Origin of the sequence: Cedecea neteri (genome assembly GCF_000758325.1) — a bacterium.
Lineage (GTDB): Bacteria > Pseudomonadota > Gammaproteobacteria > Enterobacterales > Enterobacteriaceae > Cedecea > Cedecea neteri_B.
In genome coordinates, this window is record NZ_CP009459.1 from 1,900,495 (window position 1) to 1,918,047 (window position 17,553).

General features: G+C 53.9%; 12 protein-coding genes. 9 read left to right on the top strand and 3 right to left on the bottom strand.

What is annotated here, in order from left to right:
- Positions 1 to 891 (bottom strand): carboxylating nicotinate-nucleotide diphosphorylase, encoded by an 891-nt coding sequence (gene nadC / locus LH86_RS09000; RefSeq protein WP_039300453.1) that lies wholly within the window; start codon positions 889 to 891, stop codon positions 1 to 3.
- A gap of 83 nt (positions 892 to 974) precedes the next feature.
- Between nadC and ampD the strand changes: the two genes are divergently transcribed.
- Positions 975 to 1,538 carry a 1,6-anhydro-N-acetylmuramyl-L-alanine amidase AmpD gene (gene ampD, locus LH86_RS09005; RefSeq protein ID WP_039300455.1) on the top strand — a complete coding sequence of 188 codons (564 nt, stop codon included), beginning with the start codon at positions 975 to 977 and terminating at the stop codon, positions 1,536 to 1,538.
- Positions 1,535 to 2,389 (top strand): beta-lactamase regulator AmpE, encoded by an 855-nt coding sequence (gene ampE / locus LH86_RS09010; RefSeq protein WP_039300458.1) that lies wholly within the window; start codon positions 1,535 to 1,537, stop codon positions 2,387 to 2,389. Before ampD ends, ampE begins: the two co-directional genes overlap by 4 nt.
- Positions 2,390 to 2,439: 50 nt before the next feature.
- On the opposite strand, the gene aroP is transcribed toward ampE, so the two are convergent.
- Entirely contained in the window at positions 2,440 to 3,810 is a 1,371-nt protein-coding gene (gene aroP / locus LH86_RS09015; RefSeq protein WP_197061703.1) for an aromatic amino acid transporter AroP, read from the bottom strand.
- A gap of 537 nt (positions 3,811 to 4,347) precedes the next feature.
- Between aroP and pdhR the strand changes: the two genes are divergently transcribed.
- The 6 genes from pdhR (at position 4,348) to yacL (ending at position 15,362) form a co-directional block, all read left to right on the top strand.
- On the top strand, positions 4,348 to 5,112 hold the full coding sequence (gene pdhR, locus LH86_RS09020) for a pyruvate dehydrogenase complex transcriptional repressor PdhR (protein WP_039300464.1): 765 nt from the start codon (positions 4,348 to 4,350) through the stop codon (positions 5,110 to 5,112).
- Positions 5,113 to 5,257: 145 nt separating this feature from the next.
- On the top strand, positions 5,258 to 7,921 hold the full coding sequence (gene aceE / locus LH86_RS09025) for a pyruvate dehydrogenase (acetyl-transferring), homodimeric type (RefSeq protein ID WP_008461826.1): 2,664 nt from the start codon (positions 5,258 to 5,260) through the stop codon (positions 7,919 to 7,921).
- A gap of 14 nt (positions 7,922 to 7,935) precedes the next feature.
- A complete protein-coding gene (gene aceF / locus LH86_RS09030) occupies positions 7,936 to 9,825 on the top strand; it encodes a pyruvate dehydrogenase complex dihydrolipoyllysine-residue acetyltransferase (RefSeq protein ID WP_039300466.1) in 1,890 nt (629 codons plus the stop codon).
- Between the two features lie 175 nt (positions 9,826 to 10,000).
- Positions 10,001 to 11,425, top strand: a complete 1,425-nt coding sequence (gene lpdA, locus LH86_RS09035; protein WP_008461828.1) for a dihydrolipoyl dehydrogenase — start codon at positions 10,001 to 10,003, stop codon at positions 11,423 to 11,425.
- Between the two features lie 781 nt (positions 11,426 to 12,206).
- Complete coding sequence (gene acnB, locus LH86_RS09040; protein WP_156107017.1) at positions 12,207 to 14,804, top strand: bifunctional aconitate hydratase 2/2-methylisocitrate dehydratase; 2,598 nt, start codon at positions 12,207 to 12,209, stop codon at positions 14,802 to 14,804.
- Positions 14,805 to 14,999: 195 nt separating this feature from the next.
- The gene (gene yacL, locus LH86_RS09045; RefSeq protein WP_008461832.1) at positions 15,000 to 15,362 is read left to right on the top strand and encodes a protein YacL; all 363 of its coding nucleotides are present in this window, start codon (positions 15,000 to 15,002) and stop codon (positions 15,360 to 15,362) included.
- 92 nt (positions 15,363 to 15,454) lie between these two features.
- On the opposite strand, the gene LH86_RS09050 is transcribed toward yacL, so the two are convergent.
- Entirely contained in the window at positions 15,455 to 15,802 is a 348-nt protein-coding gene (locus LH86_RS09050) for a YacC family pilotin-like protein (protein WP_008461833.1), read from the bottom strand.
- 144 nt (positions 15,803 to 15,946) lie between these two features.
- Between LH86_RS09050 and cueO the strand changes: the two genes are divergently transcribed.
- Complete coding sequence (cueO, locus tag LH86_RS09055) at positions 15,947 to 17,539, top strand: multicopper oxidase CueO (protein ID WP_039300470.1); 1,593 nt, start codon at positions 15,947 to 15,949, stop codon at positions 17,537 to 17,539.
- Positions 17,540 to 17,553 lie beyond the last annotated feature (14 nt).

Here is a 17,553-nt window from a genome sequence, read left to right on the forward strand (position 1 = left end):
TTAGCGGAAGCGCATAGACAAGTCGAGGGCGCGTATGTGCTTAGTCAGAGCGCCTACGGAGATGTAGTCCACGCCGGTATCAGCGAATGTTCTCAGCGTCTCTTTGGTCACGTTACCTGAGACTTCCAGGCGCGCTTTCCCTTGGGTAAGTGCCACGGCATCACGCATTTGCTCCACGGTAAAGTTGTCCAGCATAATGATGTCAGCCCCGGCTTTTAGCGCTTGATCCAATTCATCCAGTGACTCAACTTCCACTTCTACCGGCACGTCAGGGTGCATCCAGAATGCTTTCTCGACTGCCTGACGAATAGAGCCGGAAGCAATAATGTGATTTTCTTTGATCAGGAAAGCATCGGAAAGGCCGAGGCGATGGTTGCTGCCCCCGCCGCATAGCACGGCATATTTCAGCGCGGTGCGCAGGCCCGGAAGCGTTTTACGAGTATCCAGCAACTGCGTTTTAGTGCCCTCAAGCAGCGCCACGTAACGGTGAACTTCACTGGCTACGCCTGAGAGCGTTTGCACGAAGTTCAGCGCCGTTCTTTCTCCGGTCAGGAGAATACGGGCCGGGCCATTGAGCTCAAAAAGTGGCTGATTGATGCTGACTTCATCGCCATCTTCAACATGCCAGGTCACCGTCACGTCGCCGCCAAGTTGAATAAAGACTTCTTCTACCCAGCGTTTCCCGCAAAAAATGCCATTTTCGCGGGTTATGACGACCGCATGAGAGGTGTTTTCTGCAGGGAGTAATTGCGCCGTGATGTCGTTGTTTGGGTCGACTTCGCCGCCCAGATCTTCCCGCAGCGCCTGGGCTACGGCGAGAGGGATATCGAGAGTAATTCGTTCGAGCAGCTCGTCACGTCGGCGGTCAGGGTTATAACGGCGGGGCGGCATGATAAAACTCCGGAATGAATAAGTTAATATTGTTTCATGCTACTCTGAAGCGACTTCAAGTACCACTCTAAGGAGAACCTCTCATGCAGCTTAAAGACGGCTGGCTGGTGGGGGTAAAACATCTGCCATCCCCGCATTGTGACGGCCGACCGGAAGAGGAAAATCCCTCGTTGCTGGTGGTGCACAATATTAGTTTGCCGCCGGGGGAGTTCGGTGGCCCATGGATTGATGCGTTATTTGCCGGAACGCTCGATCCTGCCGCGCACCCTTACTTTGCCGGTATTTCGCATTTGCGCGTGTCAGCCCATTGTCTGATTCGCCGGGACGGCGAAATTGTTCAGTACGTCCCTTTCGATAAACGAGCCTGGCATGCGGGCGTCTCAAGCTATCAGGGCAGAGAAAAGTGCAACGACTTTTCTATCGGTATTGAGCTGGAAGGTACCGATACGCTGGCCTATACCGACGCTCAATATGAACAGCTCAGCGTTTTAGCTAACTTACTGATTCAACACTATCCTGATATGGCGAAACACATGACGGGCCACAGCGATATAGCGCCCGGTCGGAAGACCGACCCTGGCCCTTCGTTTGACTGGCCGCGCTTTTTGGGTGCGGTTGAAGAGGCAACTGACAAGGAGAGCACATGACCCTGTTTACCCTGCTGTTAGTCCTGATGAGCGAGCGATTGTTCAAAATGGGCGAACACTGGCAGTTAGATCACCGTCTTGAAGTCCTGTTTGGGCGGGTTAAGCATTTTTCTCTGTTAAGAACGCTGCTAATGACCGCTGCATTTATGGCTGTGGTTTTCCTGATTCTTCGTGCTTTGCATGGGTTACTGTTTAACGTCCCGCTGCTGGTGTTCTGGATTGCGCTGGGTGTGCTTTGCATCGGGGCCGGGCAGGTCAGGCTGCATTACCATTCGTACCTTAAAGCCGCCAGCCATGATGATGAACATGCCCGTGACGCAATGGCTGCAGAGCTTACTTTGATTCATGGTGTTCCGCCTGAGTGCAGCGAGCGCGAATACCTGCGTGAGTTACAAAACGCGTTGCTGTGGATTAACTTCCGCTTCTATCTTGCGCCGCTGTTTTGGTTTGTGGTGGGTGGAACATGGGGGCCGGTTACGCTCGCGGGGTATGCTTTCCTGCGGGCATGGCAAACCTGGCTTGCGCGACACCATACGCCGCATGAGCGCTTGCTCTCGGGAATTGACGGCACTCTTCATATTCTTGACTGGGTGCCCGTACGTTTGGTGGGTGTCGCTTATGCCCTGTTGGGCCACGGCGAGCGAGCGCTTCCCGCGTGGTTTGCTTCTCTTGCCGACAGGCATACTTCTCAGTACCAGGTTCTGACACAGCTGGCGCAGTACTCGCTGGCGAGAGAACCCCATCAGGATAAGATGAAAACGCCGAAAGCTGCGGTATCGCTGGCGAAGAAGATTTCATTGGTGATTGTGGCGGTTGTGGCGTTACTGACGATTTACGGGACTTTGGTCTAGATAGGAAGGCTTGTAACAAAACGCCCCGCATTTGCGGGGCGTTTTTTTTATCAGGCTTTTACAGCCTTCAGGTTCTTCTGCTTCAGGAAATAACCGACGCCCAGAATCGCAATCCACACTGGGATCAGGTAAACCGAGATGGCCATACCCGGGGTTATCAGCATGATGACCAGTACGCCAACCATAAACAGCAGGCAGACCCAGTTTCCTAATGGATAGAACAGGGCAGGGAAGCGGGTTTTCACCCCTTGCTGCTGCTTGGCGCGACGGAATTTCATGTGCGCCAGGCTGATCATCGCCCAGTTGATCACCAGGGCGGAGACGACCAGTGCCATCAACAGGCCGAAAGCGGATTCCGGTGCCAGGTAGTTAATCAGCACGCAAAGGGCGGTAAAGCCTGCGGAAACCAGAATCGTGTTCACCGGCACACCACGTTTATCGACGCTTTTCAGCATCTTCGGCGCGTTGCCCTGCTGTGCCAGGCCGAACAACATGCGGCTGTTGCAGTATACGCAGCTGTTGTAAACCGACAGAGCTGCGGTGAGCACCACGATATTCAGGGCGTTGGCCACGAAGGTATCGCCCAGCTCATGGAAGATCAGAACGAACGGGCTAGTGTCTGCGGTGACGCGAGTCCACGGCAGCAGAGACAGCAGAATCGCCAGCGAACCCACATAGAAAATCAGAATACGGTAGATAACCTGGTTGGTTGCTTTTGGAATGCTCACTTCTGGGTTGTCTGCTTCGGCGGCGGTAATACCGACCAGCTCAAGCCCGCCGAAGGAGAACATAATGATCGCCATCATCATGACCAGCCCGGTAATACCGTGCGGCAGGAAGCCGCCCTGATCCCAGAGGTTACTGACGGATGCCTGTGGACCACCGTTGCCGCTAAAGAGCAACCAGCCGCCGAACAGGATCATGGCGATAACCGCCACCACTTTAATGATGGCGAACCAGAACTCCATCTCGCCAAAGACTTTAACGTTAGTTAAGTTGATGGCGTTGATAGCGATGAAGAACACCGCCGCCGTGGCCCAGGTTGGGATCTCCGGCCACCAGAACTGGATGTATTTGCCGACGGCCGTCAGTTCAGCCATGGCGACCAGAACGTAGAGTACCCAGTAGTTCCAGCCTGAAGCGAAGCCCGCGAAACCACCCCAGTACTTATAAGCAAAATGGCTGAAGGAACCGGCTACCGGCTCCTCAACGACCATTTCACCCAGCTGGCGCATAATTAAAAAAGCGATAAACCCGGCGATAGCATAGCCGAGAATAATTGCCGGACCTGCGGACTGGATGACGGATGCGCTGCCCAGAAACAGGCCCGTCCCGATAGCTCCACCCAGCGCGATAAGCTGAATATGACGGTTTTTGAGACCGCGCTTCAGCGTGTCGCCGTGCTGTTGACCTTCCATCATGTAACCTCGTAGTGGTTAATGTCTGCGCTACATTGACGCGGATGTAATTGTTGTATTCCGTAATGTGTAGTCTTTTTTTTACGGTTATCAATTATGAATTTTGCGGATAGGGCTACCGCATCGCAAAGAATAGTGTTAAGCGCTGGCCTTTGCACCTGCTTTCTGCCACTGCTCTGACGAGTTGGGCAAAAAGAAACCATTTGTAAAAAAGAGGGGAGGACAAGGTGAGTCAGGAATACTTCTTGAGCGGCCGTTTTGCGTCACAAAAATGACATACATTCACCTCGTCTTTCGGTTGTTTTTGAAAAATATATCGTTTCATAAACGTTAACTTACCGCTTTGTGGGTAAACGTGAGTTAGTGCCCAGGTTATGGTTTTGAAAAGCCCTTCTTTTGTTATTGTTAAAATGTGCCTGCTTTCATGATTTCAATCAAAACCAATATGGACAGAAGGTGAATACTTTGTTACTTTTAGCCTCACGAACGTGAAATTGGTCTTACCAATTGACTCCGGGCTAATGGCAGAGATAGGGAACGATGGCCTACAGCAAAATCCGCCAACCAAAATTATCCGATGTGATAGAGCAGCAGCTGGAGTTTCTCATCCTTGAGGGCACTCTACGCCCGGGCGAAAAACTTCCACCTGAACGCGAACTGGCGAAACAATTTGATGTTTCCCGTCCTTCGCTGCGCGAGGCCATCCAGCGTCTCGAGGCCAAGGGTTTGCTGCTTCGTCGCCAGGGCGGCGGTACTTTTGTCCAGAACAGCCTTTGGCAGAGCCTGAGCGACCCGCTGGTCGAACTGCTCTCAGACCATCCCGAATCCCAGTTTGATCTGCTTGAAACCCGCCATGCACTTGAAGGCATTGCTGCTTATTATGCGGCACTGCGCGGAACCGAAGAAGATCTCTCGCGCATTGGTGATTGCCATATTGCCATCCAGCAGGCTCAGGAGTCCGGTGATTTAGACGCCGAAGCCGATGCCGTCATGCAGTATCAAATTGCCGTAACCGAAGCCGCGCATAATGTTGTGCTTCTTCATTTATTGCGCTGCATGGAGCCTATGCTCGAACAGAACGTTCGCCAGAATTTTGAATTGCTCTACGCGCGCCGTGAGATGTTGGCGCAAGTGAGCAGCCATCGCGCCAGCATTTTTGAGGCGATTATGGCTCGCCAGCCGGAGCAGGCGCGCGAAGCGTCGCACCGTCACCTGGCGTTTATTGAGGAAATATTGCTGGATCGCAGCCGTGAGCAGAGCCGTCGTGAGCGCTCTCTCCGTCTCCTTCAGCAACGTAAGGATTAAGCGCCAAACTTTAGAGCGCGGCAACTAAACACAGAACCTGTCTTATTGCGTTCTTCGCTTCAGTTGCCCGAATTGATTCGGGCAAGAGCGCAATGGGACAGGTTCCAGATAAATCAACGTATTAGACAGATAAGGAATACCCCCCATGTCAGAACGTTTCCCAAATGACGTGGATCCGATTGAAACTCGCGACTGGCTACAGGCGATCGAATCGGTTATCCGTGAAGAAGGTGTTGAGCGTGCACAGTATCTGATCGATCAGCTGCTGTCCGAAGCCAGCAAAGGCGGCGTGAAAGTCGCTGCTTCTGCAGGTGCTCGCAACTATGTGAACACCATTGCCGTTGAAGACGAACCGGAATACCCGGGCAATCTGGATCTGGAACGCCGTATCCGTTCTGCTATCCGCTGGAACGCCATCATGACCGTTCTGCGCGCATCCAAGAAAGATCTGGAACTGGGCGGCCACATGGCATCCTTCCAGTCTTCTGCGACCGTTTACGAAGTGTGCTTCAACCACTTCTTCCGTGCAGCCAACGAGAAAGACGGCGGCGATCTGGTGTACTTCCAGGGCCACATCTCTCCAGGCATCTATGCACGTGCTTTCCTTGAAGGCCGCCTGACCGAAGAGCAAATGAACAATTTCCGTCAGGAAGTTCACGGTAAAGGTCTGTCTTCTTACCCGCACCCTAAACTGATGCCAGAATTCTGGCAGTTCCCGACCGTTTCCATGGGTCTGGGCCCAATCGGTGCGATCTACCAGGCTAAATTCCTGAAGTATCTGGAACACCGTGGCCTGAAAGACACCTCCGAGCAAACCGTTTACGCCTTCCTGGGCGACGGTGAAATGGATGAGCCAGAATCTAAAGGTGCGATCACCATCGCAACCCGTGAGAAGCTGGACAACCTGTGCTTCATCATCAACTGTAACCTGCAGCGTCTGGATGGTCCGGTCACCGGTAACGGCAAGATCATCAACGAACTGGAAGGCATCTTCAGCGGTGCTGGCTGGAACGTTATCAAAGTGATGTGGGGCGGTCGTTGGGATGAGCTGCTGCGTAAAGACACCAGCGGTAAACTGATCCAACTGATGAACGAAACCGTTGACGGTGACTACCAGACCTTCAAATCCAAAGACGGTGCGTACGTTCGTGAGCACTTCTTCGGCAAATACCCTGAAACCGCAGCGCTGGTTGCAGACTGGACTGATGAGCAGATCTGGGCCCTGAACCGCGGTGGTCACGATCCGAAGAAAGTCTACGCTGCACTGAAAAAAGCGCAGGAAACCAAAGGTAAAGCGACCGTTATCCTGGCCCACACCATCAAAGGTTACGGCATGGGCGATACCGCAGAAGGTAAAAACATCGCTCACCAGGTGAAGAAAATGAACATGGACGGCGTGCGTTACATCCGCGACCGTTTCAACGTGCCAGTGACCGATGAGCAGGTAGAAAACCTGTCTTACATCACCTTCCCTGAAGGCACTGAAGAGCACAAGTACCTGCACGAACGTCGTCAGGCGCTGAAAGGCTACCTGCCTGCTCGTCAGCCTAACTTCTCCGAAAAACTGGAACTGCCTGCGCTGGAAGACTTCTCTCAGCTGCTGGAAGAGCAGAACAAAGAGATCTCCACCACCATCGCCTTCGTTCGTGCCCTGAACGTAATGCTGAAGAACCCGTCTATCAAAGACCGTCTGGTTCCAATCATCGCCGATGAAGCGCGTACCTTTGGTATGGAAGGTCTGTTCCGTCAGATCGGTATCTACAGCCCGAACGGCCAGCAGTACACCCCGCAGGACCGTGAGCAGGTTGCATACTATAAAGAAGACGAGAAAGGTCAGATTCTGCAGGAAGGGATCAACGAACTGGGTGCAGGCGCATCCTGGCTGGCGGCTGCGACGTCTTACAGCACCAACAACCTGCCGATGATTCCGTTCTACATCTACTATTCCATGTTCGGTTTCCAGCGTATCGGTGACCTGTGCTGGCAGGCTGGCGACCAACAGGCTCGCGGCTTCCTGGTCGGCGGGACTTCCGGTCGTACGACCCTGAACGGTGAAGGTCTGCAGCACGAAGATGGTCACAGCCACATTCAGTCTCTGACTATTCCTAACTGTATCTCTTACGACCCGTCTTACGCGTACGAAGTGGCAGTCATCATGCACGACGGTCTGACCCGTATGTACGGTGAAGCACAAGAGAACATTTACTACTACATCACCACCCTGAACGAAAACTACCACATGCCGGCTATGCCAGCAGGTGCCGAGGAAGGTATCCGTAAAGGTATCTACAAACTCGAAACTGTTGCAGGTAGCAAAGGTAAAGTTCAGCTGCTGGGCTCCGGTTCTATCCTGCGTCACGTGCGTGAAGCAGCACAGATCCTGGCGAACGACTACGGCGTGGGCTCTGACGTGTACAGCGTAACCTCCTTCACCGAACTGGCACGTGATGGCCAGGATTGTGAGCGCTGGAACATGCTGCACCCAATGGAAACTCCGCGCGTACCTTACATCGCTCAGGTGATGAACGACGCTCCAGCGGTTGCTTCTACTGACTATATGAAACTGTTCGCTGAGCAGGTTCGTACTTACGTACCAGCGGATGATTATCGCGTACTGGGCACCGACGGCTTCGGTCGTTCTGACAGCCGCGAAAACCTGCGTCACCACTTCGAAGTTGATGCTTCTTACGTGGTCGTAGCAGCCCTGGGCGAACTGGCTAAACGTGGCGAAATCGATAAGAAAGTGGTTGCTGACGCAATTACCAAATTCAACATCGATGCAGAAAAAGTTAACCCGCGTCTGGCGTAAGAGGTAAAGAGACAATGGCTATCGAAATCAAAGTACCAGACATCGGCGCTGATGAAGTTGAAATCACCGAGATTCTGGTCAAAGTTGGCGACAAAGTTGAAGCTGAACAGTCGCTGATCACTGTAGAAGGCGATAAAGCCTCTATGGAAGTTCCGTCTCCACAGGCAGGCGTCGTGAAAGAGATCAAAGTCTCTGTCGGCGACAAAACCGAGACCGGCAAACTGATCATGATTTTCGATTCCGCCGAAGGTGCAGCAGCCGCTGCACCTGCTAAGGCAGAAGAGAAGAAAGAAGCCGCTCCGGCCGCAGCACCTGCTGCCGCGAGCGCAAAAGACGTTAACGTGCCAGACATCGGCGGTGACGAAGTAGAAGTTACCGAGATCATGGTTAAAGTGGGCGACACCGTTGCCGCTGAACAGTCTCTGATCACCGTAGAAGGCGATAAAGCTTCTATGGAAGTCCCTGCTCCGTTCGCGGGCGTGGTGAAAGAGATCAAAATCAGCACCGGCGACAAAGTGTCTACCGGCTCTCTGATCATGGTCTTCGAAGTGGCGGGTGCCGCATCTGCTGCCGCTCCGGCACAGGCTGCTGCTCCGGCTGCTGCCGCAGCACCTGCGGCTTCCGGCTCTAAAGACGTTAACGTCCCGGACATCGGCGGTGATGAAGTTGAAGTCACTGAAGTGATGGTCAAAGTGGGCGACAAAGTTGCCGCTGAGCAGTCACTGATCACCGTAGAAGGCGACAAAGCTTCCATGGAAGTGCCTGCGCCATTCGCCGGTACCGTGAAAGAAATCAAAATCAGCACCGGCGACAAAGTGTCTACCGGCTCCCTGATCATGGTCTTCGAAGTAGAAGGCGCTGCGCCTGCTGCGGCTCCAACGGCTGCTGCACCAGCTCCAGCCGCTGCGGCACCAGCCCCGGCAGCTAAAGCCGCTGCACCTGCTGCTAAAGCAGAAGGTAAATCTGAGTTCGCTGAAAACGACGCGTACGTTCATGCGACTCCGCTGATTCGCCGTCTGGCTCGCGAGTTCGGCGTTAACCTGGCGAAAGTGAAAGGCACCGGCCGTAAAGGTCGTATCCTGCGCGAAGACGTTCAGGCTTACGTGAAAGACGCTGTTAAGCGCGCGGAAGCAGCTCCGGCTGCGACCGGCGGCGGTCTGCCAGGCATGCTGCCATGGCCGAAAGTAGATTTCAGCAAGTTCGGCGAAATCGAAGAAGTGGAAATGGGCCGCATCCAGAAAATCTCTGGTGCTAACCTGAGCCGTAACTGGGTGATGATCCCGCACGTTACCCACTTCGACAAAACCGATATCACCGATCTGGAAGCGTTCCGTAAGCAGCAGAACGACGAAGCCGCCAAGCGTAAGCTGGACGTGAAGTTCACTCCTGTAGTGTTCATCATGAAAGCCGTTGCGGCTGCGCTGGAGCAGATGCCTCGCTTCAACAGCTCCCTGTCCGAAGATGGCCAGAAGCTGACGCTGAAAAAATACATCAACATCGGTGTGGCGGTTGATACCCCGAATGGTCTGGTTGTTCCAGTCTTCAAAGACGTGAACAAGAAGAGCATCACCGAGCTGTCTCGCGAACTGATGGCTATCTCCAAGAAAGCTCGCGACGGCAAGCTGACCGCTGGCGAAATGCAGGGCGGCTGCTTCACCATCTCCAGCCTGGGCGGTATCGGGACAACTCACTTCGCGCCGATCGTTAACGCGCCAGAAGTGGCTATCCTGGGTGTCTCCAAGTCTGCGATGGAGCCGGTCTGGAACGGTAAAGAGTTCACGCCGCGTCTGATGATGCCGATGTCTCTTTCCTTCGATCACCGCGTAATCGACGGCGCTGATGGGGCTCGCTTCATCACCATCATCAACAACATGTTGTCTGATATTCGCCGCCTGGTGATGTAATTGAAAAGCCGGCCAATCGGCCGGCTTTTTTCTGGTAATCTCATGGTGTTTGTGAGGTTATTGGCGAAAGCGACAATTCGTGAGCCGTTTGTTGTTTCAAAATTGTTAACAATTTTGTAAACTGCGGGCGGATAGAACGACCCGGTGGACGACGGGTATAAATTAAGAGGTCATGATGAGCACAGAAATCAAAACTCAGGTCGTAGTACTTGGGGCAGGCCCGGCAGGTTACTCCGCAGCATTCCGCGCCGCGGATTTAGGTCTGGAAACCGTCATCGTAGAGCGTTACAGCACCCTTGGTGGTGTTTGTCTGAACGTCGGCTGTATCCCTTCTAAAGCGCTGCTGCACGTTGCTAAAGTTATTGAAGAAGCAAAAGCACTGGCCGAACACGGCATCGTTTTCGGTGAGCCGAAAACCGATATCGACAAAATTCGTACCTGGAAAGAGAAAGTTATCACTCAGCTGACCGGCGGCCTGGCAGGTATGGCCAAAGGCCGTAAAGTGAAAGTGGTAAACGGTCTGGGTAAATTCACCGGGGCTAACACCCTGGAAGTGGAAGGCGAAAACGGTAAAACCGTGATCAACTTCGACAACGCTATCATCGCGGCGGGTTCCCGTCCGATCGAGCTGCCGTTCATTCCTCATGAAGATCCACGCGTGTGGGATTCCACAGATGCGCTGGAGCTGAAATCCGTACCTAAACGCCTGCTGGTAATGGGTGGCGGTATCATCGGTCTGGAAATGGGCACCGTATACCATGCGCTGGGTTCAGACATTGACGTGGTTGAAATGTTCGACCAGGTTATCCCGGCTGCAGACAAAGACATCGTTAAAGTCTTCACCAAACGCATCAGCAAGAAATTCAACCTGATGCTGGAAACCAAAGTGACTGCCGTTGAAGCGAAAGAAGACGGCATCTACGTTTCCATGGAAGGCAAAAAAGCCCCTGCAGAACCACAGCGTTACGACGCGGTTCTGGTGGCTATCGGCCGCGTGCCGAACGGTAAAAACCTTGATGCAGGCAAAGCCGGCGTTGAAGTTGACGACCGTGGCTTTATCCGCGTTGACAAACAGCTGCGCACCAACGTGCCACACATCTTTGCTATCGGCGACATCGTCGGTCAGCCAATGCTGGCACACAAAGGTGTTCACGAAGGCCACGTTGCCGCAGAAGTTATCGCCGGGATGAAGCACTACTTCGATCCGAAAGTGATCCCATCTATCGCTTACACCGAGCCAGAAGTTGCATGGGTTGGTCTGACTGAGAAAGAAGCGAAAGAGAAAGGCATCAGCTACGAAACCGCCACCTTCCCGTGGGCTGCTTCTGGCCGTGCTATCGCTTCCGACTGCGCAGACGGTATGACCAAGCTTATCTTCGACAAAGAGACTCACCGCGTTATCGGTGGGGCGATTGTCGGGACCAACGGCGGCGAGCTGCTGGGCGAAATCGGTCTGGCTATCGAGATGGGCTGTGACGCAGAAGACATCGCGCTCACCATCCACGCTCACCCGACGCTGCACGAATCCGTTGGCCTGGCGGCTGAAGTATTCGAAGGCAGCATCACCGACCTGCCAAACGCTAAAGCGAAGAAAAAGTAACTTTCAGCGTTTGATAAAGCGGCCCTTTGGGGCCGTTTTTTTTGCCCGTAAAAGGCCGCCCTTACGAGCGGCCAGTAGCTTAATTGCCCAGGTTCAAAACGAACTGAACGGTAATGTCTGAAATATTCCAGCCACCCTGGCTCAGCGAAAGCAGTGAACCTAACAACAGAAGCAGCGCGTACAGCAAACGCATTTCCATTGCGTGTATACCCTTTGGGCTACGGCGATCCCTTCTTCACCGGGAAAGGCAGAATCAGGCAAGTGTTTGAGGCTTGCCACGTAGAGCGGTTGAGCTGCTCCCTGGCCCGGTGACTGGCTGCTACACCAGCGAAGCAGGCCAGACTCAAGGTTACGGTAAATAGCTTCTTCGACAAATCAACGTGTTAAGTTTGCAGTGAGTTACATTAATTTTTATAAGCCTGTACGCAAAAAATACAATTCATCTTGCTGTGATTCATTTTCAAATGCAGAATAGACAGCGTTTGGGGCTTGCCACAAAACATTTCCTTTCATCGTGTGCTACCACTTTGTCAGGGCAAACGAACCGCCGAAAGGCGGTTTTTTTGTGTCTGAAGGTCATATCAAAAAGTAATCTATTCCCCCTTAACGATTCAGCAAAGTTTTAATGTTGCTTTTTTGTAAACAGATTAACACCCCCTGAAAATCCTGCTATGCTGCCCGACGCGGTACCGGGCATTTACCCTACAAACTGCTGTCTCACAGGAGCGTGAAGAGAGAGATCCGGTAGCGCCAAATGACAATGAGAGCGAGGAGAACCGTCGTGCTAGAAGATTACCGTAAGCACGTAGCTGAACGTGCCGCAGAAGGGATTGTTCCAAAACCCTTAGATGCCACTCAAATGGCCGCACTGGTTGAGCTGCTGAAAAACCCACCAGCAGGTGAAGAAGCATTTCTGTTAGATCTGATTACTAACCGTGTACCGCCGGGCGTTGATGAAGCCGCCTACGTGAAAGCCGGTTTCCTTGCAGCCATTGCCAAAGGCGATGCCACATCCCCGCTGATTTCCCCTGAAAAAGCCGTTGAACTGCTGGGCACCATGCAGGGTGGCTACAACATTCATCCGCTGATTGACGCGCTGGATAACGAAAAGCTGGCACCGATTGCCGCCAAAGCGCTGTCCCACACGCTGCTGATGTTTGATAACTTCTACGACGTGGAAGAGAAAGCCAAAGCGGGTAACACCTACGCTCAGCAAGTGCTGAAGTCCTGGTCCGAAGCCGAATGGTTCCTGTCTCGCCCTAAACTGGCCGAGAAAATCACCGTTACCGTCTTTAAAGTTACCGGTGAAACTAACACCGATGACCTGTCTCCGGCGCCGGACGCATGGTCCCGCCCGGATATCCCTCTACACGCCCTGGCGATGCTGAAAAACGCCCGCGAAGGTATTGAGCCGGATCAAGCTGGCGTGATCGGCCCGATCAAGCAGATTGAAGCGCTGCAGAAAAAAGGTTTCCCGCTGGCCTACGTGGGCGACGTTGTGGGCACCGGTTCTTCCCGTAAATCTGCCACCAACTCTGTGCTGTGGTTCATGGGTGACGATATTCCGAACGTGCCGAACAAGCGTGGCGGCGGCGTTGTGCTGGGTGGAAAAATCGCCCCAATCTTCTTCAACACCATGGAAGATGCTGGCGCCCTGCCGATCGAAGTTGACGTTAACGATCTGAATATGGGCGATGTGATCGACATTTACCCGTATAAAGGCGAAGTGCGTAATCACGAAACCGACGCGGTGATCGCTAACTTTGAACTGAAAACCGACGTGCTGCTGGACGAAGTGCGCGCCGGCGGCCGTATTCCGCTGATCATCGGCCGCGGTCTGACGACCAAAGCGCGCGAAGCGCTCAGCCTGCCGCATAGCGACGTATTTGTTCAGGCGAAAGATGTTGCCGCCAGCACCCGTGGTTACTCACTGGCGCAGAAAATGGTTGGCCGCGCCTGTGGTGTGGAAGGTATTCGCCCTGGCGCTTACTGCGAACCGAAAATGACTTCCGTAGGTTCTCAGGACACCACCGGGCCAATGACCCGTGATGAGCTGAAAGACCTTGCCTGCCTTGGTTTCTCTGCGGATCTGGTCATGCAGTCCTTCTGCCACACCGCGGCTTATCCTAAGCCGGTGGACGTGACAACGCACCACACTCTGCCTGACTTCATCATGAACCGTGGCGGCGTGTCTCTGCGTCCGGGCGATGGCGTTATTCACTCATGGCTGAACCGCATGCTACTGCCGGATACTGTCGGCACCGGTGGTGACTCCCACACCCGTTTCCCTATCGGGATTTCCTTCCCGGCGGGTTCTGGTCTGGTAGCGTTTGCCGCAGCGACCGGCGTTATGCCGCTGGATATGCCTGAGTCCGTGCTGGTTCGCTTTAAAGGCGAAATGCAGCCGGGTATTACCCTGCGTGATTTGGTACATGCGATCCCGCTGTACGCGATCAAACAGGGCCTGCTGACCGTAGAGAAGAAAGGTAAGAAAAACATCTTCTCTGGCCGTATCCTGGAAATCGAAGGCCTGCCGACGCTGAAAGTTGAGCAGGCGTTTGAGCTGACCGATGCTTCCGCAGAGCGTTCTGCCGCAGGTTGCACCATTAAGCTGGATCGCGAGCCAATCGAAGAGTACCTGAATTCCAACATCGTGCTGCTGAAGTGGATGATTGCCGAAGGTTACGGCGACCGTCGTACGCTTGAGCGCCGTATTCAGGGCATGGAAAAATGGCTGGCAGATCCGCAGCTGATGGAAGCCGACGCTGATGCAGAATATGCGGCAGTGATCGACATCGATCTGAACGATATCAAAGAGCCAATCCTCTGTGCGCCAAACGACCCGGACGATGCTCGCCTGCTGTCCGACGTGGCCGGGGAGAAGATCGACGAAGTGTTTATCGGTTCCTGCATGACCAACATCGGTCACTTCCGTGCCGCCGGTAAACTGCTGGACAGCCACAAAGGTCAGCTGCCAACTCGCCTGTGGGTGGCGCCGCCAACCCGTATGGACGCGGCTCAGCTGACGGAAGAAGGCTACTACAGCGTGTTCGGTAAGAGCGGCGCGCGTATCGAAATTCCAGGCTGCTCTCTGTGCATGGGTAACCAGGCGCGTGTGGCAGATGGTGCGACGGTCGTGTCGACTTCAACCCGTAACTTCCCGAACCGTTTGGGAACCGGCGCGAATGTCTTCCTGGCGTCTGCTGAGCTGGCGGCTGTGGCTTCCCTGCTGGGCAAGCTGCCAACCCCGGACGAATATCAGACCTTCATGACTCAGGTTGATAAAACGGCGGTAGACACTTATCGCTACCTGAACTTTGACCAGCTGTCTCAGTACACCGAGAAAGCGGACGGCGTCATCTTCCAGACCGCCGTTTAAAAGCCAAATACCCTCACTCTGCGTTCTCCCTCTCCCTTTGGGAGAGGGCCGGGGTGAGGGCTCCAGACCACTCTGCATTTCTCCTTTTTATTTCTCGTCCTTCTACTCGCCACGCTGTTTTCCCCTGACTTTGCTGCGATAATTAAGCCTATAGGCGTGGGTGAGGATTTCCCCCGCGATGTAGAGGAAACAGCGATGGACTATGAATTTCTGCGTGACATCACCGGTATGGTGAAGGTGCGTATGTCAATGGGGCACGAGGTTGTCGGCCACTGGTTTAATGAGGAAGTGAAGGGTAACCTGGCGCTTCTGGATGAGGTCGAGCAGGCCGTGCTTTCCGTGAAAGGCAGCGAGCGTCAGTGGCAGCGTGCCGGGCATGAATATACCCTGTGGCTGGACGAGGAAGAGGTGATCGTCCGGGCTAACCAGCTGGAAATCTCCGGGGATGAGATGGAAGAGGGGATGAGCTACTACGACGAAGAAAGCCTTTCTTTTTGCGGCGTAGAGGACTTCCTGCAGGTGGTACACGCTTACCGGGAGTTTCTGCAGCAGCGTTAACTCTCTGGAGCCAATAGCGCCCCACGTTGTTTGGTCTTAGAGCCAATGACCGTGGTTACACGGTCATTATTTAAGGCTCGGCGGGGAAAACGTTATTTAACGTAGGCCAGCAGGCTTAAGGAATCGCGCGCCAGAGATTTGCATTTTGTTGCCGTGGGGATGGCAATACCGCTTAAATCTTTGTAGCTGTCTTCACCCAATGCTTTCATGTTCCAGCTATCGTAGTTGCTGAGATCCCATTGATTTTGTTGGGCAAAAAATACCAGAGCGCGTCGGATCTGGCCGTTAGGGAGGTTTTGGTAGCCACAATCATTTTTTAAGAACACAAATACCGCAGTCAGATCGGCCATATCTTCTGCTTCAGACTCACTCAGCGCCAGGCTGCTGGTAGAAAAAGCCAGCAAAATGCCCAGTAATAACGCCCTAACTCCCATCTTCATCACGTCTACCACTTTTTCTCAGATACGAAACGTTAACACAGTTAAATGGGCATCGACGATATTTATTATGAGCTTAAAACTTGACCTTACCGTTAGGGAAAGGTTTATGCTCGCCGACAAGTATGCCAACTAAAGGAATTGACTATGCATCGCCGTAATTTTTTAAAATATACCGCGGCGCTGGGGGCTTTCAGCGCGCTGCCACTCTGGAGCCGTGCCGCGCTGGCGGCCGATCGTCCGGCGTTGCCTATCCCACCTTTGCTTGCCCCGGATGCTAAAAATAGCATTCGCCTCACCGTAAACGCAGGAAAGAGCGTTTTTGCCGGGAAATCTGCCACAACCTGGGGCTATAACGGCACTTTGCTTGGCCCGGCGTTAAAGTTAACGCAAGGGGAAGCGGTCACGGTCGATATTCATAATAACCTGGCAGAAGAAACCACGCTGCACTGGCATGGGCTTGAGGTTGGCGGTGAAGTCGATGGCGGCCCGCAGGGCGTTATTGCCGCCGGTGCAAAACGCAGCGTCACCTTCACACCGCAGCAGCGTGCGGCGACCTGCTGGTTCCACCCGCATCAGCATGGTAAAACCGGGCATCAGGTGGCCATGGGGCTCGGTGGCCTCGTATTGATTGAAGATAACGAAAGTGCCCAACTGATGCTGCCGAAGCAGTGGGGCATCGACGATATCCCGCTGATTATCCAGGATAAGCGTTTCGGTAAGGACGGTGAGATTGACTACCAGCTGGACGTCATGAGCGCGGCCGTAGGCTGGTTTGGCGACACGCTGCTGTGCAACGGCGCAGTTTATCCCCAGCACACCAATCCGCGCGGCTGGCTGCGCCTGCGTTTGCTTAACGGCTGTAATGCCCGCTCGTTGAACATTGCCGCCAGCGACAATCGCCCGCTCTACGTCATCGCCAGCGACGGCGGACTGCTGGCCGAGCCAGTCAAAGTCACGGAGCTGGAAATTCTGATGGGGGAACGGTTCGAGGTGCTGGTCGATACCCGTGACGGCAAGCCTTTTGATATCGTCACGCTGCCGGTGAAGCAAATGGGTATGACCGTGGCGCCTTTCGACAAACCTGCTCCGGTGGTTCGCATTCAGCCGCTGATTATCGCAGCCTCTGGCACGTTGCCGGACAAACTGGTCAACGTGCCTGCGCTCCCGTCGCTGGAAGGCGCAACTGAACGCTGGCTGCAACTGATGATGGACCCGATGCTCGACATGATGGGCATGCAGGCGCTGATGGACAAATACGGCATGCAGGCGATGGCGGGCATGTCGATGGAAGGCCACGGCGATATGGGCAATATGGATCATGGCAACATGAAAAATATGAACCACGGCAGCATGGGGAATATGAATCATGGCGGTATGAGCCACGGATTTGATTTCCACAATACCAACAAAATCAACGGGAAAGCTTTCGATATGGCGACCCCAGCGTTTGCTGCACAAAAAGGGAAATACGAGAAGTGGACGATATCCGGGGAAGGCGACATGATGCTGCACCCGTTCCATATTCACGGCACCCAGTTCCGTATCCTGTCTGAAAACGGTAAACCGGTGGCGGCACATCGCCAGGGCTGGAAAGACACGGTGAAGGTGGAAGGCGCGCGCAGCGAGGTGCTGGTGAAGTTTGACCATGCAGCACCAAAGGAGGCGGCCTATATGGCGCACTGTCATCTGCTGGAGCATGAAGATACCGGCATGATGCTCGGTTTTACCGTCGCGTAAAAAAAAGAGCGGGT